This window comes from Roseburia rectibacter (assembly GCF_014287515.2).
Classification (GTDB): Bacteria; Bacillota; Clostridia; order Lachnospirales; family Lachnospiraceae; genus Roseburia; species Roseburia rectibacter.
The window spans coordinates 3,370,754-3,394,380 of record NZ_CP092473.1 but is presented as its reverse complement, the minus strand read 5'-3'; the positions used below and the strand labels follow the sequence as shown (position 1 = coordinate 3,394,380).

Sequence of the window (23,627 nt, the reverse complement as noted above, 5' to 3'; positions counted from 1 at the left end):
ACATTACAGGGAGAAATTTATGTCAGGAAATACAGATGTTTTGATGAAAACAAAAATATTTTTGGTAAAAATCTGTATATGGATATTATTTTCAATTATTACAGGGATTAGCTGTGCAGCCTGGTATGTAACAGGAGGAAATATAACCCAATTTTATAATAGGGGCGACTCTTTGCAGTTTTATACAGAAAAAATTGTAAACAATCTGCAGAATATATCATTTGAAAATGAAAAATTTATTATACAGGGAGACACTGCACAAATTGTTTTTGACAGTTTAAATAAAAATAACCAGTGGAATTACTTGAAAACGGATTTGTATAATATGAACTGTGACTCAATAACTGCACAAATTGTTTTCTATGATCGGACATGGCAAAATGTAGGGGAACAAGAATTGAATTTAATGGAGGGAGAGAATCTATATCAGCTAAATGGAGAGAGTTTTTCAAAAGTGGTATTTTGTTTTGAAAATGAACAAGGAAAAGAATTTTCAATTAATAAATTTGAAATTTCTACAGATAAAATGAAGGATGATGAAAAGCTGCCAGCTGTAAGTGTATTATTTTCAATAATCTGTATGATCATAACAGGAATTTTATATTGGCTGAAAATAAGATATGGCAGAAAAGGTAATTATAAATGGGGAAGGGGATTACAAAGTATTTATATATTGGTGGGAAATGAGATTTGGCGAAAGCTTAGAAATGTACCGGAAAAAATGAGAAATTTTATTAGTATATTTCTTTTTTCGGTGATGTTTATTTTTTTGTCATTTATAAATGTATATGGCCTATTCTTTAAAAAAATGACACATGCATATACAATGTTTGTTTTAATTGGATGTATGTTATTGATAGCTGGATTGAATATACGAAAACCTTTGAAATATCGTAACTGGAATAATTTGTTGGTAATATCTTGGATCGTATTATGGGTACTGACTTGTATTTCGGACTTTATTGTAACAAAAAAAAGTGCGTATTTCTCTTTTTATGGATATTTTATACTGTTCCCGACAGGTTTTCTGTTTTTTGTATGGAATAATCAGGAAAACAGGGAGAAGATGTTGTGGCAATTATTAAAGGCACTGGAAATAACATTTGTATTATGTGTGGTGTATTGCCTGATGTTTCGCCCGGAAACAGATGGATACAGATATAAAGGATTTTATACCAATCCAAATCCATTTGGATTATATATGGCTGTTATGATAGGTGTTTTTTTATGTGAAATAGACTATTACATAAAATGTAAGGAAGTTAAAATTTTAAAGATTCTTCCATATGCCATTGGTTTGACAACAGCATTTTTTTTCCTGAAAAAAACACAAAGCACAACAGCTACTTTAGCAATTCTGTGCGGTGCATTGTGCTGGGGAATAGAAAAGATCCTGAAAAGACACATGAAAAAAACTATGATCGCAGTGATGTGTTTTGTGATATGTTATATTCCCGTTTCAATGGGGTTACAGTGGGGAATTACCAATATATCAGAGGCAATCGGAACGCAGATTGTATATCCGGTGGATTATGAATATGCATCTGTCAGAGATTTAGATGATTTAACTGGAACCATACATGTTTATGCAGCAGAAAGAGAGGATATGTCCCAAACTTCACAGAGAATCAGACAAAAGTTATTAAATTCGAATTCGATAAATGGTTTATTTTCAGGCAGGCTATACCACTATTCGACGTATCTGAGTCAGATGAATTTGTTTGGTCATACAAAAAGAGCAACTGTTTATGGATCAAATATTAATTCTGCTCATAATGGAGTATTGGCATATGCACATATGTATGGAGTTTATATAATAGTTCCTTATATAATGATGTTTGTTGGATATTTTTCGCGGGCGGTCAGGTATTGTAAAAGTGCGGAAAATAGAAATTATTATGCATGTCTGCCGTTGATCATATATGTTGTATTTTTCTTAGAGAACATGATGGACAATGTAGATATTCCATTCCATTGGATTGTATGGTTTGTGTTTATATTGTTAGGGGGGTTCTTGTTTTCTATGCGGGAGGAAGAGAAAGTGTAGATAACAGCAGAGATTTCGCTTTAAAAAATAAAAGTCCCTGTTCTGCCTGTGAATTCCAGGCAAAGCAGGGGATATCAATTTTGGGTATCAAATTACTGTTTTTTTCTGTATAATCACTCAAAAAGGACACCTTTTATTGTATAATTATGTTATGGAACAAAACATACGAAAGAAGGTGTCCTGAATGAAAAATTAGCATTGAAGAAACTGCTAACTTATATGAAGAGTGTATATAAAATCCCGCAAAAAATCAAGTGTTTAACGGACGAAAGAAAAAGAAAATCTATTCCATTGTTTAACATTGTCATGCCGGTACTGCTTTTTCTGATGCTGCAGTCCGCGACCTTCTCTCCAGAATAAACCCGGATGAAATACGCAGCATACATGAAGAAATGATTGATATCATAAAACGTAACCGGGTATTCCGGGAAGGAACGATAGGCGGAAAAAGGTTGATTGAGCGGCTGAAGAAACGGCATGGACATTTTGCGGATGTGATTGTGGCGGATGCGTTATATCTGAATGCTCCATTTATCAACACTCTGAAGGAAAATGGTCTGGAAGGGTGTCCATATAAACTGCGTGTGGTGCGGTATCATGAGCAGTGGGAAGAAAATGGAAAAGAAAGAGAGCGTTTCATGTGACTTGTAACGACACTGGAAGCGGCAGACTACCGGGTCTTATGGGAAATGATGCACCGCAGGTGGGACATTGAGGAGAATGGTTTCCATCAATTGAAAACGTATTATCACGCAAAGCACTGTTACTGTCGAGATGCGGTTGAAACCATATTTAATCTGATAAGCATAGGCTTTAATGTAAGAGAGTTATATTTGTACCGAAGAAGCCGGAACTTTGCAGGAAGTGGTATAAGCCGAAAGAGCATAAACCGGATTTTTTGCGATGAGCTGCTAACAGAAAAGGTGAAACAGATTTTATATGAAAAAGGTGGATAGAAAATCACCAGAAAAAATATATAGGGAAAAGCAGGGGGAATTTTGCGCGTATTGACCAGGAATGAAGGGTAACCGCAGATGGAATGCTGATAACTGGATTATTTATAAAAATGCATAGATAAAAAAGTTAAAAGCGAAATCCCTGAGAAAAAAGGGAATCGGTTTACACAAACAGAATAGATATGCTATAATAATGCTGTTATACCCTTGGGTATAACAGCATTTTGAATATAAAGGACAATAACAATAGATGAAACAGTTAATTCAAGATAGACAGTTATTTATGCGCCGTATTTTTTTGATGTGTTATGACATGCTTGCTGTATTTGTTGCGAGTATGTTTGCGCTGATAATACGGTTTGATCTGAACTTTTACAATGTACCGACAGAATATCTGAATGAAGTATGGAGAACACTTCCGTATATGATGGTGATCACATTGATCATCTTCTGGGCACTCCGATTATATTCAAGTCTGTGGAGTTATGCAGGGGCACTTGAAATGATGTATGTTGTTTCGGCATGTATACTGGATGCGATCGTGGTAGCTGCATTGATCCTGGTACGTAACTGGGGAGATATGTTCCCGGTTCCACGAAGCTTTTATATTTTATATGGGTTATTTTTACTTGTGCTGATCATGGGATGCAGATATTCCTATCGTGGACTTAGGGCAATCCGGAATATGCGAAGAGACGGCACATATCGTAGGAATGTACTGGTAATCGGTGCAGGTGAGGCTGGTAATCAGCTGATTAAAGAGATTAACAATAGCCGTTATGTAAAGAAAAAAGTTGTCGGTGTAATTGATGATGATAAGACAAAGATTGGTAATTATATCCATGGAGCAAAGGTGATCGGTGACAGAAGCTGCATCCGGGATAAGGTGTTGGAACTGCATGTGCATGAGATCATTATAGCGATGCCATCAGCCTCCCCGAAACAGATGAAGGGGATTCTTGATATTTGTAAAGAGACCGGCTGCGAATTAAAACGTCTGCCTGGAATCTATCAGCTTGTCAATGGTGAAGTTGGTATCAGCAAATTAAAAGATGTTGATGTAAATGATCTGCTTGGAAGAGAACCGGTCATGGTGAATCTTGAGTCTATCATGGGTTATGTGTCCGGGAAAGTTATCATGGTAACCGGTGGGGGTGGTTCTATCGGAAGTGAGTTGTGCAGACAGATCGCGGGACACAAACCAAAGCAGCTGATTATTTTAGATATTTATGAGAATACCACATATGATATACAGAATGAATTAAAGGTAAAATTCCCGGATCTTGATCTGGTTGTGCTGATCGGTTCTGTGCGGAATACCAATCGAATGAACTGGATTTTTGAGACCTATCATCCGGAGATCATTTACCATGCGGCAGCTCATAAACATGTGCCGTTGATGGAGGAGAGCCCGAATGAAGCAATCAAGAACAATGTCCTTGGCACATGGAAAATCGTGCAGGCTGCAGACCGTTATCATGTAAAACGGTTTGTGATGATCTCTACCGATAAGGCGGTCAATCCGACCAATATCATGGGCGCAAGTAAAAGAATCTGTGAAATGATCATTCAGACTTACAATAAGCGCTCTGAGACGGAATATGTGGCAGTGCGTTTTGGAAATGTACTTGGCAGTAACGGAAGCGTGATCCCTTTATTTAAAAAACAGATCGAACGTGGAGGCCCGGTGACTGTCACAGATCCGAATATCGTGCGCTATTTTATGACAATACCAGAGGCTGTATCCTTAGTATTACAGGCGGGAGCCTATGCAAAAGGCGGAGAGATTTTTGTTCTGGATATGGGAGAACCGGTCAAAATCCTTGATCTAGCCAAAAACCTGATTCTGTTATCCGGTCATAAACCGGATGAAGATATCCAGATCGTGTTTACCGGACTACGTCCTGGGGAAAAATTATACGAAGAGATGCTGATGGATGAAGAAGGACTGCAGGATACCGAGAATAACCTGATCCACATCGGAAAACCAATCGAACTGGATGAAGGAAAGTTTTTAGAGCAGTTAGAAGAATTAAAAGAGTATGTAGTGACAGAGCCATCTGATATTCGTGAGTGGGTGAAAAAAATTGTGCCGACGTATCAGCCGAAGGAGGAGTAGAAAGGGGAAAGTATGAGACTGGAAATTCAGCATTTTTCCAAAATTAAACAGGCATCTATCAAACTTGACGGAATTACTGTGATTGCCGGTGAAAATAATACGGGAAAGAGTACGGTAGGAAAGATTTTGTCATGTATGTTTAATTCCATGTATAAAGTGGATGAAAAAGCTTCACAGAAGAAGAAAGAACAGATAGAGTCACTGCTCCGTTATAACTGGCAGAATAGCTGGTATCATAATTTGAAAAATGATGATCAGAGAGTAACTGTGAATGTACCTTCCCGAACCAGCAGAAAAAGATATGCAAATGCAGCAGAATTGATTATGGCAGCAGATGAGGAGAAAAAAATAGAAATTATTTCTGAATTATATGATAATCTCAGAAATGTGATTGATGATGAAAGCAGAGATGCATTGTGCCATGAAGTTTTAGAGAAAGTAAATAGTATATTAAATTTAAAAAATGAGGCTGTGGAGCAGACCTTGATAGCAGACACTTTCGGCAGATATTTTTATGGTCAGATGAATGATCTGTATGAGCCAGAAAGCGAGGCGAAAGCAATATTGCTTATTCAAGGGAAAAAAATACAGGTTGGGATAAAACAGAATAGTGAATATATGATAGAAAGAGAAATATCTGTCATGCATGAAGCAATCTCAATTGATTCGCCGGCAATTATGGATTATATGAATTCGTGGGAGTACAGTGATGGGCTGAGTGAACAGGATTTGCACTTGCTTCAGAAATTAAGCGCGAATATACCGGACAATGCGATTGGAAAACTGATGGCAGAAGAAAAAATCAGTGATATACTGAAAATGTTATCTGAGGTAACGATCGGAAAAGTAATAAAAAATGAGGATGGGGATTTTTTTCTGGCAGATGAAGAAATGCATTATTTTGAAATTGGAAATTTATCCATGGGAATCAAGGCATTTACAATTATTCGCACTTTGTTAGAAAAAGGCGAAATCCATGAGAAAGATGTGATGGTGCTAGATGAGCCGGAAATACACCTACATCCAGAATGGCAGCTTATATATGCAGAATTGATCGTATTACTGGAAAAATATCTTCATCTTACGATACTAATCACTACACACAGTCCTTATTTTCTAGAGGCGATTGAAACATATACGAAAAAACATAATGTGGATCATATTACGAATTATTACCTTGCACAGGCAGATGGAAAAGAAACGGTTATGAAAGATGTTACAGAAAATCTGCAGTCTGTGTATCAGTTGTTAGCAAAACCGTTTGAAAAATTAGAAAGTATTCAGATGTCTAAATAGCAGAAAGCAGGCAAGAATTTGATTTTGAAGAAATGGGGATATAATGACAAAAGAGGCAATAGAAAAACTTCCGGAAGTTATGCAGTCGATGACTGCAACATTAAAACACTGTTCTAAGGACGATGCAAGTTCTGATTATATGACGGAAAGCAGATTACTTGCTGTCAATTTTGATCGTTTTTCAAAGTATTATTGCCAAGTGGTTAAAATAGCACAACAACCGAAAACCAATGATGCATTGTATTGTACAGAAGATGGAAAGTGGTATTTTGTGGAGTTTAAAAATGGCAGCATAAAAAAGGATGAAATTTACCGGAAAATATATGACAGTCTTATTATGCTGATAGAAGCAGGAATGATCCCTGATTATCAATTTTCCAGAGAAAATATAAGCTATATTCTTGATGAAACCAATACATATACCAAAGAGCAATTTGAACAATTGTTTGTAAAAAAGTTTGAAAAATTAGAAGGGACAGACAGAAAATGACAGGATACCGTTATATAAAACGAATCATAGATATCTTACTCAGCGGACTTGCGATCATTATATTGTCCCCGCTGCTTTTGATCTTATGCATTGCGATCAAATTAGATTCACCGGGACCAATCTTCTTTACACAAAAGAGAGTCGGCATCCACAAGACATATTTCCAGATTTATAAATTCCGGACCATGCGCACCGATACACCGAAAGATATGCCGACACATATGCTGGCAAATCCGGAACAGTACATTACAAAAACCGGCAGATTTCTTCGTAAGACCAGCCTCGATGAGCTGCCACAGATCTTTAATATTTTTAAGGGGGATATGAGTATCGTAGGTCCTCGCCCGGCACTCTGGAATCAGGATGACCTTGTCGCAGAACGCGACAAATACGGTGCAAATGATGTGACACCGGGTCTGACCGGCTGGGCGCAGATCAATGGTCGTGATGAACTTGAAATTCCAGTCAAGGCAAAAATAGATGGCGAGTATGTGAAAAAATATGGGTTTACAATGGATGTACGGTGTTTCTTTGGTACATTCTTAAGCGTTTTGAGACAGGATGGAGTGGTTGAAGGTGGAACAGGGAGCATGAAGGGGAAATGAAAAAGGTATTGATTTTAGGCGCCAACAGTTATATTGGCAACTCATTTCAAAAATATATTGGAGAAAATTATAATGACCAGTATGAGGTTCATAAAGTCAGTCTGCGTGGTGAGGCATGGAAAGAGGATGACTGGTCAGGATATGACAGTATTTTAAACGTGACTGGCAAAGCACATGCGGATATTGGCATCCTGACAGAAGAACAAAAACAGGAATATTATGCCGTAAACTGTGATCTGGCATGTGAAGCTGCCCAAAAAGCTGTAAAGGATGGCGTGGGACAATATATTTACCTGAGCAGTGTAATTGTATACGGAGACAGCAGTAATGGCGGAGGGGCAATACATATCACAAAAGATACAAAGCCTGCTCCGTCAAATTTTTATGGGGACAGCAAGTGGCAGGCAGAGCAGAAACTACAGGCGCTGTTTGAGGGGCTTAAGGTGGATGCCAGAAAAAACAATATTGTACTTGCAATTGTCCGCCCGCCGATGATCTATGGAAAAAACAGCAAAGGAAATTTTAAGATGCTTGTAAAGTTAGCGGATAAGGTACCGGTATTTCCAAATGTAAAAAATGAGCGGAGCATGCTTTATGTGGAGAATCTTGCGGAGTTTTTAAAAATTTTGATCGAGGATCAGAGGACTGGTGTGTTTCTGCCGCAGAATGCTTCCTGCGTGACCACGGCACAGATGGTAGCAGCGATTGCTACGGCAAAAGGGAAAAACGTACATCTGTGTAACTGGATGAATCCGTTTGTGGCGCTGGCAAAAAAAATGCCGGGGAAGATTGGCGGTATGGCAGGAAAGGCGTTCGGATCTATGGTGATCGACCAGGAACTGAGCAGAGAAAAAATTGATGGATATCAGCGGTTCGGATTGAAGGAGAGTGTGGAGAGATGTGTTTGAGGATGAGAGTCCCGTTTCTTTGCAACAGAATACATTTGTAGTATAATAAATTCTGATAATCGCTTATAACAATGAAAAGGTGGCAGGATGTTAAAAAGATTAACAATCGGTTCCTATCGCGGATTGCGCAATCTGACGATGGAGAATCTTGGTCAGATGAACATTATAATTGGGGAAAATAATTCGGGAAAAACGTCCATATTAGAGGCTATTCAGTTATTTGACTACGCATAGATACCATGATGATTGGCTATCTGAAGTGACATTGAGGGAATGTGAGATGTTAAAACGGCTGGATGAGGCTGTGGGAAAGTTTATTGGGGTATAAAAAGGAGATAAAAACTTCATGTCAGATAAAGTTTTACTGGTGGCTTCTGTAGCATCCATGATACAGCAGTTCAACATGAGAAATATCGATATTTTGTTGCAGATGGGATATCAGGTAGAGGTGGCATGTAATTTTGCAGAGGGAAATACGTGCGCACCAGAACAGATCGGTGAATTAAAAAAAGAACTGGAATCAAAACAGGTTGTGTGGCATCAGATTGATTTTGCCAGAAATGTATTTAAACTTGGACAAAATGCAAGAGCGTACCGGCAGTTGAAAGAATTATTCAAAAAGAATCAATATCATTTTGTACATTGCCACAGCCCGATCGGCGGGGTGCTTGGCAGACTGGCCGCACATAAATATAAGACGCATGCAATCTATACTGCACATGGGTTTCATTTTTTTAAAGGGGCGCCGGCAAAAAACTGGCTGCTGTTCTATCCGGTGGAAAAATATCTGTCACGATATACAGATGAACTGCTGGTGATCAATCAGGAAGATTATGAGCTTGCAAAAAAGAAATTTCATATGAAGCAGCTTACTTATATTCCGGGTATTGGAGTAAATGTAACACCACACGATATGCCACAGGAAGCAAAGAATAAAAAAAGACAGGAACTTGGTATACCTGAGAGTGCTTTTCTGATCGTACAGGTGGCAGAATTTACAGCAAATAAGAACCAGAGAACTGTCATAAAAGCATTGGAAAAAATGAAAAAAGCTGATATTTATTATGTGATGTGTGGGATTGGACCGGAAAAAGAAGAACTTGAACAGTATGTGAAAGAGCACCATTTAGAAAAAAATATACAATTTGCCGGATTCCGCAGTGATGTACATGAAATTCTACAGTGCGCGGATTGCTTTGTTTTGTCGTCGTTCAGAGAGGGATTATCCGTTGCATTGATGGAAGCAATGGCGGAAGGTTTACCTGTTGTGTGCAGCAGGATCAGGGGAAATGTTGACCTGATCGAAGATGGTGTGGGAGGCTGTCTGGCAGCACCGGAAGAAGCTGGGGCATATGGGGAAGCGTTTGAAAAAATATTTGAAAATAAAAGAAATAAACCGGAACAACTAAAAAAGATGGGCGAACAGAACCGGCAGAAAATCAGACAGTTCAGTGAAGAAACTGTGGATGAGATTATGAGAAAAGTATACCGGAGGTGAGGGATATGTTCAGTGTTATTATTCCGGCGTATAATAGTGAAAATACGATAGAAAAGGCATTAGATTCGCTGCGGAATCAGACAAAACCGGAACTCATCCGGGAAGTGATCGTAATTAATGATGGATCTGCAGATGCTACGGCAGATAAAGTGGAGCAGTATAAAAAACGTGAAAGCTGCAATCTGAACATTATTTTATATAATCAGCAAAACGCTGGTGTGGCGGCTGCAAGAAATGCGGGAATCCGTATGGCAACAGCAGATTATCTGGCATTTTTGGATTCGGATGACTGCTGGGCGCCTGAAAAATTAGAATGGCAGGAAAAAAATTTAAAAGAAAATCCACAGATCGACCTGCTCTGTGGCGGGCTGGAAGAAGGACCTTTAAGAATTTTTCTGCGAAAAGATTATTTGTTACATCGGTTATCGCTGAAAGAATATTGCACAAAGAGCGTTATATTTACCTCAACCGTTGTGATACGCAGGGCAAGAGTAAAAGATGCCGGATATTTTGATGAGTCTATGCAGTACTGTGAAGATATGAATTATTACCAGCGTTTTTTTGAATGGAACCAGGTGTATTATTTACCCAAGAAACTGGTTGATTATGGTATTGGACGGAAATATTATGGGCAGAGTGGGTTGTCGTCTCATTTGAAAGAGATGCATTGTGGGCGAAAAAGAAATTTTCAGATATTGAGAAGAAAAAAAAAGATTTCTTTTACATTTTATATTGTGATGATTGTATTTGGTGAAATTAAGTTTTTGAGACGCAAGATGATTATAAACAGACAAAAGTAGATGTAAAGGCAACTATTGGAATTTAAAATAAGTTATGTTATAATATAGCAGTTTTATATGAAAAATATAGGAAGAAAAGAGGAATCAGAGCGAGTAATGAATAAAATGAAAACAAGATGTCAGGTGTTGTATAATTACAGATATCTGATCAAACAGCTGGTAACGAAAGATATAAAGTTAAAGTATAGAAGAAGTTTTCTGGGATATGTATGGAGCGTATTAAATCCATTAATGGTTATGGTCGTTATGTATTTAGTATTTTCCAAAATGTTCCGTTTTAATATAGACAATTATTCTGCATATCTTATCATTGGACAGACGTTGTTTACATTTATGACAGAAGCAACAAATCAGGCGATCTTTTCCATTACAGGAAATGGACCATTATTGAAAAAGGTTTATGTTCCTAAATATGTGTTTACCTTATCTAAGGTTACGAGTTCTTTGGTCAACTTAGTCTTTTCTCTGGGAGCTATGATTATTGTATTTGTTATTACTAAGGTACAGTTCTCATGGGCAATGCTGTTTTTTCCGGTTATTTTAATGGAAGTATATATTTTCAGCCTTGGTCTTGGCTTGTTTTTGGCGGAGGCAGCTGTATTCTTCAGAGATATACAGTATATTTATAATGTACTGACAACGGCATGGATGTATTTGACACCTATTTTCTATCCGATGGAACAGTTACCGGAATCAGTGCAGAAAGCAATTAAAATTTTTAATCCTATGTATCAGTATATCACACAGTTCCGTACGATATCACTTCATCAGACATTACCGGCTGCAGGAGATGTGGTATACGGATTTGCGATAGCATTTGTCTTTCTGATTGTTGGATCATGGGCATTTATAAGAAAACAGGACGATTTTATTTTATATATCTAGGAGAATGAAGATGGATGACAAGAATATTGTTATTGATGTGTCGGATGTAACAGTGCGTTTTAACCGTGCATCACAGCAGGTCAATAATTTAAAAGAATATGTAATAAAAATGGTAAAAAAAGAACTGATGTTTCAGGAATTCCTTGCCCTACAGAATGTAAGCCTTCAGGTTCGGAAAGGGGAAGCATGGGGAATCGTAGGAACGAATGGTTCCGGAAAATCCACATTGTTAAAGCTGATCTGTGGTATCTTAAAACCGTATAAGGGCAGTGTGAGCCTTTCGGGAACGATCGCACCTCTGATTGAGTTGGGAGCCGGATTTGACGGTGAACTGACTGCCCGCGAGAATGTTCTGCTGAATGGAACACTGTTGGGGTACTCAGAGAGTTTTATGAAAGAGCAGTTTGAGGAAATCATTGATTTTGCTGAATTATGGGATTTTCTGGATATGCCGATCAAGAATTACTCTTCCGGTATGGCGGCAAGACTTGGATTTGCTGTGGCAACGATGGTTCAGCCGGATATCCTGATCTGTGACGAGGTATTATCCGTAGGAGATTATAAGTTTCAGGAAAAATGCGAAAAACGTATGAAACATATGTTAGAAACAGGAACAACATTATTATATGTGTCACATTCTATAACATCTGTACAGAATTTATGTGATCATGCATTGTGGCTTGACAAAGGACATGTGAAAATGTGTGGTGATGCTGATACAATTTGTGATGCATATATGAATTTCTAAACGAAGAATGATAAGAGGATTCTATGAGTGAGATAAAATTATTTGTAACCCATACGCCAAATCGCAATACAGTGAGAATAGAGCATCCACTGATGTATAATGTAATAGCAGGAAGTGCCTTTCTGACTCAGTCAGTTCCGGAAGGAATGCTTTTGGATAATGAGGGGGACAATATTTCATTTAAGAACAAATCTTATTGTGAACTGACGACACAATATTGGGCGTGGAAAAATCAAACTGCAGATTATTATGGTTTTTGCCATTACCGCAGATATTTTTCCTTTTCCAAAGTGAATCTGCAGGAAGCTGATTGTGGCTGCCTGATTTACCCGGTTTTGAGTGAAAACGTGAAACAGGAACTTTGTATGGATGAAGCATCCATGAGACAGACGATTGAGCAGTATGATTTTCTGATTGCAAAAGGGATTCCGGTAAATGCATTACAGGCGAAGTCTGTGTATCAGCATTATAAGAATGCACCGGAACTCCATATAGAAGATTTAGATCTTTTTCTTTCTATTATTCGTGAAAAATATCCCGAACTGAATGACGTGGCTGAAAAATATGTGCATGGGAAAATCTTTTACCCATGCAATATGTTTATTATGAATAAAGAATTATTCTTTCAGTATTCTAAGATGCTGTTTGATATTCTGGATGAATTTGAACAGAGATGTGATATGAGCAGATATTCCAGAGAAGGTTTGCGCACACCGGGGCATTTAGGGGAACGCATGACGGGAATCTTTTTTGAATATCTGAAACAAAAAGGCGGATATCGTCTGGGACAGCTGCAGATGGCACAGATTGAACAAAATGAAGGTACTTCAAAAATCAGTGTGTCAGAAGACGATGAAATACCGGTTGTGTTAGCTGCCAATCAAGGATATGTTCCAATTTTATATACATGTCTGCAGTCGATTGCAGACCATATATCGGAACAAAGAGATTATAAAATATATATTTTTCATACTGATATTGAGCCGGAAAGCCAAAATGAAATAAGAAAACTTAAAAAGAAAAATTTCGATGTTTCTTTTGTTAATGTAAGGAGCCGGGTGGCTGGATATCAGTTAAAAGCGAAAGAACATATTTCCACGGAAACATTTTATCGTTTTCTGATTCTTGATATTTTAAAGATGTATCCGAAAGTGGTATACTTGGATTGTGACATGATCATCCGGCGTGATATCGCAGAGCTATATGATGTTAAACTCGGTGATAATATGTTGGCAGCAGTGATTGATCCGGATTTCGCAGGACAATGTAACGGAGCGAATGCTGACACACTTGCTTATTGCAGAGACGTCTTAAAATTAAAGGATCCTCTTGCTTATTTTCAGGCTGGTGTATTAGTGTTCCATATGGGGCAAATAGCAGATAAGATTAGTGTTCAAAAATTATTTGAAATGTCAGATACTGGAATTTACAAATATTCCGACCAGGATATTTTGAATATCGTATGTGAGGGTAAAGTTACTTATCTGAATATGCAGTGGAATGTTTTGACAGACTGTAATAAATATCGCTGGCAGCATGTGATCAAATCGGCACCTTATTATGTTATGGATGCTTATGAGAATGCCAGAAAGGATCCATATATCATCCATTATGCAGGTGCGGCAAAGCCCTGGAAAAATCCAAAAGATGATTTTGCAAAGGAATTCTGGAAGGTGGCACGCAGGACGCCTTATTATGAAGAGTTAATTTATGATCTGTGTGGGCAGGAAAAAAGAAAAGGTAATCCGGGAACGGCTGTGGTAAATGTGATGAGAAAAACGGCGAAAAAGATTTTACCACAGGGAAGCTGGATACGGCGGACAGTCGGAAATTTATATTGGAAATTAAAATAAACAGGAGAAAAAAGTTATGATGTATGATTATCTGATTGTAGGAAGTGGACTTTATGGAGCGGTTTTTGCCTATGAAATGAAAAAGAGAGGGAAAAAGTGTCTGGTTATTGATAAGAGAAAACATATTGGTGGAAATATCTACTGTGAAAAGATAGATGATATTAATGTACATAAATATGGCGCGCATATTTTCCATACTTCAAATAAAAAAGTGTGGGAATACATTAACCAGTTTGCAGAGTTTAATAATTACATTAATTCACCGATTGCAAGATATAAAGATGAATTATACAACCTTCCGTTTAATATGAATACATTCAGCAAAATGTGGGGGATTGTTACACCACAGGAAGCAAAAGACATCATTCAGTTACAGATCGCAGATTTAAATATTACGGAACCGAAAAACCTCGAAGAACAGGCATTATCCCTTGTCGGACGTGATGTCTATGAAAAACTGATCAAGGGATATACGGAAAAACAGTGGGGAAGAGACTGCAAAGACCTGCCGGCTTTTATCATCAAACGTCTGCCGTTACGTTTTACTTATGACAACAATTATTTTAATGACCGCTATCAGGGAATCCCGATCGGTGGATACACAGCCATCATTAAAAAAATGTTAGAGGAAACAGAGATATTACTTAATACAGATTATAAAGAGTTTACTGCAAAGAACGGACAGGTCGCAGATAAAGTTCTGTATACAGGAATGATCGATGAATATTATGACTATAAACTGGGTGTCTTAGAGTATCGTTCCGTCCGGTTTGAGCAGGAACGTTATGAGATGGAAAATTATCAGGGAAATGCTGTCGTGAATTACACAGACAGAGAAGTTCCATATACGAGAATCATCGAACATAAACATTTTGAATATGGAAAACAGCCTGTTACAATTATTTCCAAAGAGTACTCGAGTGAGTGGCATAAGGGAGATGAACCTTATTATCCGGTAAATAACGAGAAAAATAATTCACTTTATGAAAAATACCGCCAGCTTGCCGAGAGTGAGAACAATGTCATTTTTGGCGGAAGACTTGGTAATTATAAATATTATGATATGGACAAAGTGATCGAAGCGGCATTAGATAAAATTGAGGAGTTAAAATAAAAATGAGTGATATTAAGATTTTTGTGACACATACCCCAAACCGTGATACGATGCGTGTTAATAATTCGTTATTTTATAATGTGATTGCAGGAAGTGATTTTCAGACGAAAGAAGTACCGGAAGGTGTGTATCAGGATAATCAAGGGGACAATATTTCGTCTTTGAATAAATCATATTGTGAACTTACAACTCAGTACTGGGCATGGAAAAACATGCAGGCAGATTACTATGGATTTTGCCATTACCGACGATTTTTCTCTTTTAGTGAAAAAAAGATCAAAGAGACATCATGGGGAACGATTGAATATGATTTCCTGGATCAGAAGGCAATGGATGAACTGGCATTGCATGAAAAAGCAGTGCAGGATTATATTGAAAAGTATGATTTCTTGATTGCCAAAGGTGTACCTACTTCTGATATGAATGCAAAGAGCGTTTATGAGCATTATAAAAAGGCACCGGAGTTACATATCGAGGATGCAGAGTTATTTTTAAAAATCATAGATGAAAAGTATTCATATCTGAGTGAGACAGCCAGAGAACTTTTTGAAGGTCATACGTTTTATCCATGCAACATGTTTATTGCCAAAAAAGAACTTTTTGAGGATTATTCGAAAATTCTTTTTGATGTGTTAGAAGAATTTGAAAAGCGTGCGGATATGAGCGAGTATTCCAGAGAGGGATACCGCACGACTGGTCATTTAGGAGAAAGATTGGCGGGTATCTATTATATGTACCTGAAAAAACAGGGAAAGTACCGCCTGGGAGAGTTGCAGATTGCATTGATTCACAATGCAGATGCAGAGACAGAAGTTACACAGGCAACAGATGGGGATGTAGTACCGGTAGTACTTGCAGCAAACCAGAAATATGTTCCGATTTTATATACCTGTGCACAGTCGATCGTGGAACATACAAGTCATGACCGGAAGTATGAGATTTATGTATTCCATACAGATGTCAATGCTGACAGCCAGAAAATGTTTACGGACAGATTGAATAGAGCGAATGTGAGATTTATTTTCGTGAATGTGAGCAGCAGGGTCGCCGGCTACGTCTTGCAGGCAAAGCAGCACATTACAACAGAAACATTTTACCGTTTCCTGATCCTTGATATTCTAAAGGTATATCCGAAAGTAGTATATCTGGATTGTGATATGATCATCTGTCATGATGTAGCAGAACTTTACGATACAGATATGGGAAACAGTCTGATTGCGGGTGCACTTGATCCTGATTTTGCAGGACAGTGCAATATGAAAAATTCAGAAATGCGTCAGTATTGTAAAAATACACTGGGACTCGAAAATCCGTTTGTATATTTTCAGGCGGGAGTACTTGTGTTTAATGTTACAGAGATGAGTAAAGTTGTGACAGTGGACAAACTACTCGAAATGTCGGATACAGGAATTTACCGTTTTTCAGATCAGGATATTCTGAATGTGGTATGTAAAGACAGGGTAACTTATCTGGATATGAAATGGAATATGATCTTTGACTGTGATCATTTCCGCTGGCAGAAAGTGATTAAATACGCACCGTATTATATTTTGGATGACTATGAAAATGCGAGAAAAGATCCATATATTATTCATTATGCCGGATTTTTGAAGCCGTGGATGAAACCGGATGAAGATTTTGGATATGTATTCTGGGACATGGCGAGAAAAACACCATATTATGAGCAAATTTTAAGTGGAATGCAGCATCAGGGCGGCGGTCAGAATGTGACAGTAGATACAGTAATTGAAGCAAGAGCATTTAAGAGAACCAGAAAGCTGCTGATGAAAATATTTCCACAGGGAAGTGGAATTCGAAGAACGTTAGGGAAGATGTATTGGAGAATTTTTGGATAAATAGTGGAGTAGTATGAAAATGGAAGAAGGAAAAATTAGTGTTATTGTTCCGATTTATAAGGTAGAGAATTATTTAAATCGTTGTGTAGAGTCAATTCGAAAGCAGACATACCGTAATTTGGAAATCATACTTGTAGATGATGGATCACCGGATGCATGTGGGGAGATGTGTGACAGGTATGCGCAGGAAGATTCGCGGATTCGGGTGATCCATAAGGAAAATGGTGGATTATCAGATGCACGGAATGCAGGCATTGAGGTGGCTGCCGGAGAGTACATAGCTTTTATTGACAGTGATGACTGGATAGATGATAAGATGTATGAGGTATTATATCATACTTTATTGAAATATGATGCTGATATTGCAGAATGCAGCTATCGAAATCTATATGCGGACTGTATTGTTGAAGAAACAGCCTGTACCGGAAATGTGGTAGAAGGCGATAATATTTTTGCGTTGGAGGCAATGCTTGACTGGCATTACTTTAAACCCAATGCGTGGAATAAGCTTTATAAGCGTAGTGTGATTGCGGATGTCAGATATCCGAAAGGCAAACTTCATGAAGATGAATATACGACCTATAAATATATGTATAATGCCAGAAAGTTAGTATATATAGATTTTTCATTTTATAACTATGACAGAAGACGAACAGACAGTATTACAGGTGAAAAATTCAGAGAGGCAAATCTTGATGCTTGCTGGGCATTTCGTGAGAGAGTAGATTTCTTTGATAAACATGGAATAAAGTCATTAGAGAGAAAAATGAATGATATCTATTGCTGGGTTCTCTTAGACAGGATTTATCAATGCTATTGCCAACAGGTAAATGGACCGAAAGTAAAAGCTCTTGTAGAACTGGCAAAACAAGATGTGGAATATCTGCAACAGCATGATGTTGATCCGTGGTATATTGAGGAATTTAAACTTTTGTCAAAAGGGCTTGAGAAGTATGGTATGGCAAGGAGTGTGCGTGAAAGAAAATGAAAAATGAGAAGGTCAGTATTATTGTTCCAGTGTATAATGCAGAACAATATCTTGGGTATACGATCACATCGATACTGAAACAGACATATAAAAATATAGAAATTATTTTGGTTAATGATGGATCGAAGGATGATTCACTTATCATATGCCAGAACTATGCTGCAATTGATGACAGAGTTAAAGTTCTGGATGTCCCAAATGGTGGAGTCAGCAATGCGCGAAACTGTGGAATTGAGTCGGCGACAGGAGAGTATATCCAGTTTGTTGATTCAGATGATGTGATAACAGAAAATATGACGGAACGACTGGTAGATACAATGCATATCTATGAAGCTGATATGGTAGTCTGTGGAATGCGTTATATGGTATTAGAAGGAAACAGACCTGTCAGTTCCAATGACTGGCTGCCACAGTATCTTGGAAAAGAATGTGTACTTTCGAGAGAAAAGTTTCTGGGTGATTTTTCAAGAATATTATTGTATACTGTGCTGCTTGAAGGACCATGTAATAAATTATATAAACGGGAATATTTTGACAAGTACGGATTGTGTTTTCCACTTGATAAGGAACTGGGAGAAGATTTTTTACTGAACTTACAATATTTTTCCCGATTAAAAAGAATTGTATTTATTTCAGACGTTCTCTATTACTATCTGCAATGGGGAAAAAATTCACTGACAACATGTTACAGAAGCAAAATGTTTGACAATCAGGTTTCTTTGCTGCAGGAATATGAAAAATTTTTACGTGTGCAATGTGTGTGGAAAGATGAGAATATTACCTTTTTTTACCAGTATGCTGTGGGACATGTAGTTCGTTGTATGAATATGTTGTTTGATTCCAGAAATGATGGAGAAGATGGTCAGATTAAGGCGGAACTATTTCGGATATTAGATAATGATTCGGTTATTACATGGATTGAAAATGCTGAATGGATTCCGGAAGGCTATGAATGGCTGAAAGATTGTGTGAAAAATGTTGATGTCGGATTTGCATTTGACAGATTAATGGATATGAGCAGGCAGAAAAGTGTGCCTGATGTTGTGGTTCAGGAGACGAGGCAGGTATATTATCCGGGGAAAGCGAATCAGAAAATGGATCAGATACTGCGGCGTGTAAACAGTGTTTTAGATAATGAGAGAATTGCCAAAACGATTGAAAGTTTAGAGCAGGATGGTATTAAAACGACAATCTCAAAAGTAGGAATAAGCTGCAGATACAGGATGTCAAGAGCTATATTTGGTGAAGATGAGAATAAATAAAACCAATGATATGGAGGTAAATATTTTATGAAGAACAGTGAATTGGAACAAAGATTAAAAGAATGTAATTATAGATTATCTAAAATGGATGAAAGAATAAAAAGACTGGAAGAAGAGAATGAGCAGTTGAAACAAAATAAAGAAGTGGAAGCTGTAAAGCCGGAAGCTGTAAAACCAGAAGCTGAAAAATTTCCAATGTCGTCAGAAGAAGTAGATAGATTGAATAACAGAATAAAGGCATTAAGTGATGAACTGTATGAGTATATAGGAAATCAGATCAGACAGCAGGCTTCTTATACGGATGAAAATAAAGAGCATTTAGAGAAGAGAATCAAGGGACTTAGTGATGAGTTATATGAATATATTGGAGAGCAGATTCAGAGACAGAAAGAATTTATAATTGAAAAAAGGTAAACAAGTAAAAAGGATTATGGTGCGCAAAGTATGAAGGAAAAGATTGAAACAAAAAAAAGATTAATTCAATTTGATTTATTAAGGATACTTGCAATTTTTTTTATGATGCTATTGCATATAGCTGGTTCTAATTGGGATTGGACGGCTGTAGATTCATTTGAATGGAATACATTTAATGTGTATGACAGTATAGCGAGATGCTGTGTACCTATATTTGTTATGATTTCTGGAATGTTTTTTTTGAATGATGACAGAATTGAGCCTATAGGTTATATTTATAAAAAGAGAATACTGAGACTTGTAACAGCGTATCTTTTTTGGTCTACATTATATTCATTGTATGTAAATTTAATCTTACAAAATGATTCTGGTGTAGAAATAAAAAAACAGATTGCTATAGACATTGTGAATGGACGCTACCATTTATGGTTTGTCCCTATGATGATAGGATTATATATGGTAGTACCTTTTTTGAAAAAAATATGTTCTGATAAAAAAACAGAGGAATATTATATTATTTTGGTGATTGTGTTTACATTTGGATTAAATGTATTAAAATTGATTCCTCAAAGTGATATTTTTGTTTATGGCATATTGGGAAATTTTAATTTGTATATGGTGTTAGGGTACACCGGATATTTTGTGATAGGTCATTATATAAGTTCATACTCTGTAAAACGTAAGACAGAAATTTTATTTTATGTATTAGGGATGATATCGGCTGTGCTAACAATAATAGCAACAGTTGTTATATCTAAAAAAAATGGATATCCAACCCAGACATTTTATGGTTATTTAATGCCAAATGTTTTAGGTATGGCAGTTGCAGTATATGTGTTTTTTGCTAAAAGAGTTTCAAAGTGGAAATTTAGTGAACGGATGAAAACGGTAATTGTTAAAATATCGCAAATTTCATTTGGAATGTATTTGATTCATGATTTCTTTATTATACTGTTTTCTAAATATTTAAACATAACAACGATGTCATTTAATGCAATTATATCTGTACCATTTATTACAGTATGTGTGTTTGTTTTGAGCATGTTTGGGGCTTATTTATTGAGCAAAATACCATATGTAAATAAATATATAATTTAAATTTATTATAATAGAATATTTTAAAAATTTTCTGTGGGGGTTGTGATGGAAAGAAATAAAAGCATAGATTTTTATAGATTTGCCTTTTGTTTACCTGTAATATTATTACATATCAGTGTATCGACTACGTTATATGATGAAAGATTTACATTAGGAGGTAATGCGGTTGAGTTCTTTTTTGTATTATCCGGATTCCTTCTTGGTAGATATATAAAAAAGACTAGTGAAAAAGATATATTTGTTAGTGCGTTAAATAAAACAAAAAGACAAATTATTCACATTTTTCCGTATTATTATTTATGTCTTTTTATGACATTGTTTTATCGAATACATATTAACATTAAATTTGATAGTTATAGTGAACAGGATTGGGTGCAATTTATTAACAATTTTGTTGCAGAATTATTGTGTATTACAGGCGTATCATATAGAACACGACATATTAATGGACCTGATTGGTATGTTTCTGCTTTAATTATAGCATCTTTTTTAGTAACAGTGTTTGTGCTGGCAATGAAACGCTACTTAAAGAAATGGGAATGTGTATATGAAGCGTTAAGCATATTTATTTTTGTGATATATATACAATTGTTTGATTTATCAAGTAGATATGCGAATATAGTTAGAGCTATTGTTAATATAATGATAGGCATAACTTGCTATATCATATATACAAATATAGAAAAAAAATATAAAAATAGAATCCCTATTATTGTATATGATATTATTGATATAATTGCACTGAGCTTTTGCCTCATGTGCCTATTCCCTAATCATATAATTGAAGAAAAGAGAATAATAGCATTAGCAAGTGGGATTTTAATTATAAATCAATTTATAGGTAAATCACATTTTTCGAAATTTTTAGATAATAACATGAGTTTATTTTTGGGAAGAATCAGTTTACCTATTTATTTGGGACATTTACTTGTTATATTAAAGTTTGCAAATGATCCAAGGTATGATATGACTCAATGGAAAGTTCAATCATACCTGACTATAGTTGCAGCGTCTATATTAATAGGTATAATTATAGATTTAATAATTACGTTGGTTTTGTGTGAGCTTAAGAAAAAGCAATGGGATTATCCAATAAGTATAAGAAAAATAGCATTTATAATTAGCATATTATTATTTGTTATTTCTTTTGCTAATGAGAAAGTATTTTTTAAATTTGATAATTTAAGTAAAAGCCAAATATGTGTATATGCAATCTGCAAAATAATACTGATATTATTATATATCTATTTGCCACAAGTTTTAATTACATCGGTTAGGAAAAAAGAATATCATAAATGGTGGAGATTAGGAATACTTATTTTTTCTATTTATGTTGTTTCAATATTATTGGCTTGGCCTGGAAATTGGGTTAATGATGAATTTGGTATACTAGGTATAGTACAAAATTTTGGGATAAAGTATCATCAAAGTTTTTTTACAAGTATATTTTTTATTGTTATGATTATGATATATCCAAGCTGTGGAAGTATCATTTTAGGTCAGGCAGTTGTCTGTACTATAATTAGTGTATATATTATAAAGGTAATATATGAACAATATGGAAGAATTGCATATTGTTTATTGGTTTTATTTTTTTCAGTGCCGACTTTATATTTTATTTTAAGTCCACTAAGAGTATGTATGTATACGTTTACATTTCTTTTATTAGTTGCTATTCTTTTAAAATTAACTAATAAATTTGAAAATATTGATTATAAAATACTTGGTGCGCTAGGAATTGTTACAGCTATTGTTGCTACATGGAGAACTGAAAGTGTATTTTTAATAATTTTAATTCCAGTATTTATATGCATAAATATATGCAAAAAAATCAACACAGTAGCAGTTAGGAAAAAGATGATCATTTTCTTTTTAGTTGTCTCACTGTTACCATTTGGTGTATTTAGAAATATTAATCAATTAGAGAATGAAGCGACTAAAAAAAATGTACTTTTGTGGTCTTTTGTAACAGGACTTAGTGTTATGTTGCAAGATGAAGATTTAAAATCTCCTGATTTGGAGGAAGATATAAGCAATATAGATAAAGTCATGCCGGTGGAAGAGATGAAGAGAAATGCTTCAAGTTATGATTTTTATGCGATATATAATGTGATTGGACCGTTTGAATACACAGACGAAGAATATACAAAATGTGTAAAAAGTATAGTTCGATTAATTGTATGTAATCCGGTTAAATATTTAGAGGCTAAATGGGATTTGTTTACATACTCGAGTGGATGCAGTTCAGAGTTTCATTGGGTTGAGCCGGCTAATTCCACGGAACAGACACAGAACATTATAAAAATGTATGGTATATCAGAAGATATATTAAATATATTTAGAACTTTAAATAATGAATTGAGAAGTGCATATATTTATTTCCTTACCGGCATGTATACTATCGAAGGAACAGAAGTATTGACATATTATTTCTTCTGGAATTTTGGAATACCGATTGTCTTGCTTATGGTCATGTTTGTTGTGTCAATATTAAGAAAAAATTTAACATTATGTTTTGTAAATTTTATGATTTTACTTGACTTTGCATTAGTATATGTAGCAGCTCCAACAACGCATGTTATGTATTTTTTCCCATTTTATATTTTGGGTTATGCGACAGTATTTTATCAAATATGTTACTTTATAAAAAAAGACAAATACAATCATAAAGAAAACTTATAGAGGAGATA

At 36.0% G+C, this 23,627-nt stretch carries 20 protein-coding genes; all 20 read left to right on the top strand.

Going from position 1 to position 23,627, the window contains the following annotated elements; translation table 11 throughout:
- Positions 1-19 precede the first annotated feature (19 nt).
- Positions 20-2,047 (top strand): hypothetical protein, encoded by a 2,028-nt coding sequence (locus H8S51_RS15525; protein ID WP_241070766.1) that lies wholly within the window; start codon positions 20-22, stop codon positions 2,045-2,047.
- Positions 2,048-2,439: 392 nt separating this feature from the next.
- Complete coding sequence (locus H8S51_RS15520; protein ID WP_006856656.1) at positions 2,440-2,691, top strand: hypothetical protein; 252 nt, start codon at positions 2,440-2,442, stop codon at positions 2,689-2,691.
- A gap of 562 nt (positions 2,692-3,253) precedes the next feature.
- Complete coding sequence (locus H8S51_RS15515; protein WP_006856655.1) at positions 3,254-5,122, top strand: polysaccharide biosynthesis protein; 1,869 nt, start codon at positions 3,254-3,256, stop codon at positions 5,120-5,122.
- A 12-nt stretch (positions 5,123-5,134) separates the two neighbouring features.
- On the top strand, positions 5,135-6,418 hold the full coding sequence (locus H8S51_RS15510; RefSeq protein ID WP_155219981.1) for an AAA family ATPase: 1,284 nt from the start codon (positions 5,135-5,137) through the stop codon (positions 6,416-6,418).
- Positions 6,419-6,461: 43 nt separating this feature from the next.
- Entirely contained in the window at positions 6,462-6,908 is a 447-nt protein-coding gene (locus H8S51_RS15505) for a hypothetical protein (protein ID WP_186899877.1), read from the top strand.
- Positions 6,905-7,513 carry a sugar transferase gene (locus H8S51_RS15500; RefSeq protein ID WP_118598443.1) on the top strand — a complete coding sequence of 203 codons (609 nt, stop codon included), beginning with the start codon at positions 6,905-6,907 and terminating at the stop codon, positions 7,511-7,513. Before H8S51_RS15505 ends, H8S51_RS15500 begins: the two co-directional genes overlap by 4 nt.
- Complete coding sequence (locus H8S51_RS15495) at positions 7,510-8,421, top strand: NAD-dependent epimerase/dehydratase family protein (RefSeq protein ID WP_157350451.1); 912 nt, start codon at positions 7,510-7,512, stop codon at positions 8,419-8,421. The genes H8S51_RS15500 and H8S51_RS15495 overlap by 4 nt, the downstream gene beginning before the upstream one ends.
- An 87-nt stretch (positions 8,422-8,508) precedes the next feature.
- Positions 8,509-8,655, top strand: a complete 147-nt coding sequence (locus tag H8S51_RS15490) for an AAA family ATPase (RefSeq protein ID WP_157350452.1) — start codon at positions 8,509-8,511, stop codon at positions 8,653-8,655.
- Between the two features lie 112 nt (positions 8,656-8,767).
- Complete coding sequence (locus tag H8S51_RS15485) at positions 8,768-9,919, top strand: glycosyltransferase family 4 protein (RefSeq protein ID WP_015559578.1); 1,152 nt, start codon at positions 8,768-8,770, stop codon at positions 9,917-9,919.
- A gap of 5 nt (positions 9,920-9,924) precedes the next feature.
- Positions 9,925-10,719 (top strand): glycosyltransferase family A protein, encoded by a 795-nt coding sequence (locus H8S51_RS15480; RefSeq protein ID WP_118413457.1) that lies wholly within the window; start codon positions 9,925-9,927, stop codon positions 10,717-10,719.
- 96 nt (positions 10,720-10,815) lie between these two features.
- A complete protein-coding gene (locus tag H8S51_RS15475; protein ID WP_118209389.1) occupies positions 10,816-11,604 on the top strand; it encodes an ABC transporter permease in 789 nt (262 codons plus the stop codon).
- 4 nt (positions 11,605-11,608) lie between these two features.
- Positions 11,609-12,352 carry an ABC transporter ATP-binding protein gene (locus H8S51_RS15470; RefSeq protein WP_015522036.1) on the top strand — a complete coding sequence of 248 codons (744 nt, stop codon included), beginning with the start codon at positions 11,609-11,611 and terminating at the stop codon, positions 12,350-12,352.
- Between the two features lie 23 nt (positions 12,353-12,375).
- Positions 12,376-14,205 carry a DUF4422 domain-containing protein gene (locus tag H8S51_RS15465; RefSeq protein WP_118209326.1) on the top strand — a complete coding sequence of 610 codons (1,830 nt, stop codon included), beginning with the start codon at positions 12,376-12,378 and terminating at the stop codon, positions 14,203-14,205.
- 16 nt (positions 14,206-14,221) lie between these two features.
- Positions 14,222-15,319 (top strand): UDP-galactopyranose mutase, encoded by a 1,098-nt coding sequence (gene glf / locus H8S51_RS15460; RefSeq protein ID WP_186899876.1) that lies wholly within the window; start codon positions 14,222-14,224, stop codon positions 15,317-15,319.
- A 2-nt stretch (positions 15,320-15,321) separates the two neighbouring features.
- A complete protein-coding gene (locus tag H8S51_RS15455) occupies positions 15,322-17,175 on the top strand; it encodes a DUF4422 domain-containing protein (RefSeq protein WP_186899875.1) in 1,854 nt (617 codons plus the stop codon).
- A 19-nt stretch (positions 17,176-17,194) separates the two neighbouring features.
- Positions 17,195-18,163, top strand: coding sequence for a glycosyltransferase (locus H8S51_RS15450; RefSeq protein ID WP_118413461.1), 969 nt, complete (start codon positions 17,195-17,197; stop codon positions 18,161-18,163).
- Positions 18,160-19,425 carry a glycosyltransferase family 2 protein gene (locus H8S51_RS15445; protein WP_186899874.1) on the top strand — a complete coding sequence of 422 codons (1,266 nt, stop codon included), beginning with the start codon at positions 18,160-18,162 and terminating at the stop codon, positions 19,423-19,425. Before H8S51_RS15450 ends, H8S51_RS15445 begins: the two co-directional genes overlap by 4 nt.
- 27 nt (positions 19,426-19,452) lie before the next feature.
- Entirely contained in the window at positions 19,453-19,839 is a 387-nt protein-coding gene (locus tag H8S51_RS15440) for a hypothetical protein (RefSeq protein WP_186899873.1), read from the top strand.
- Between the two features lie 30 nt (positions 19,840-19,869).
- On the top strand, positions 19,870-20,937 hold the full coding sequence (locus H8S51_RS15435) for an acyltransferase (RefSeq protein ID WP_186899872.1): 1,068 nt from the start codon (positions 19,870-19,872) through the stop codon (positions 20,935-20,937).
- 45 nt (positions 20,938-20,982) lie between these two features.
- Entirely contained in the window at positions 20,983-23,619 is a 2,637-nt protein-coding gene (locus tag H8S51_RS15430; protein ID WP_186899871.1) for an acyltransferase family protein, read from the top strand.
- Positions 23,620-23,627: the final 8 nt, after the last annotated feature.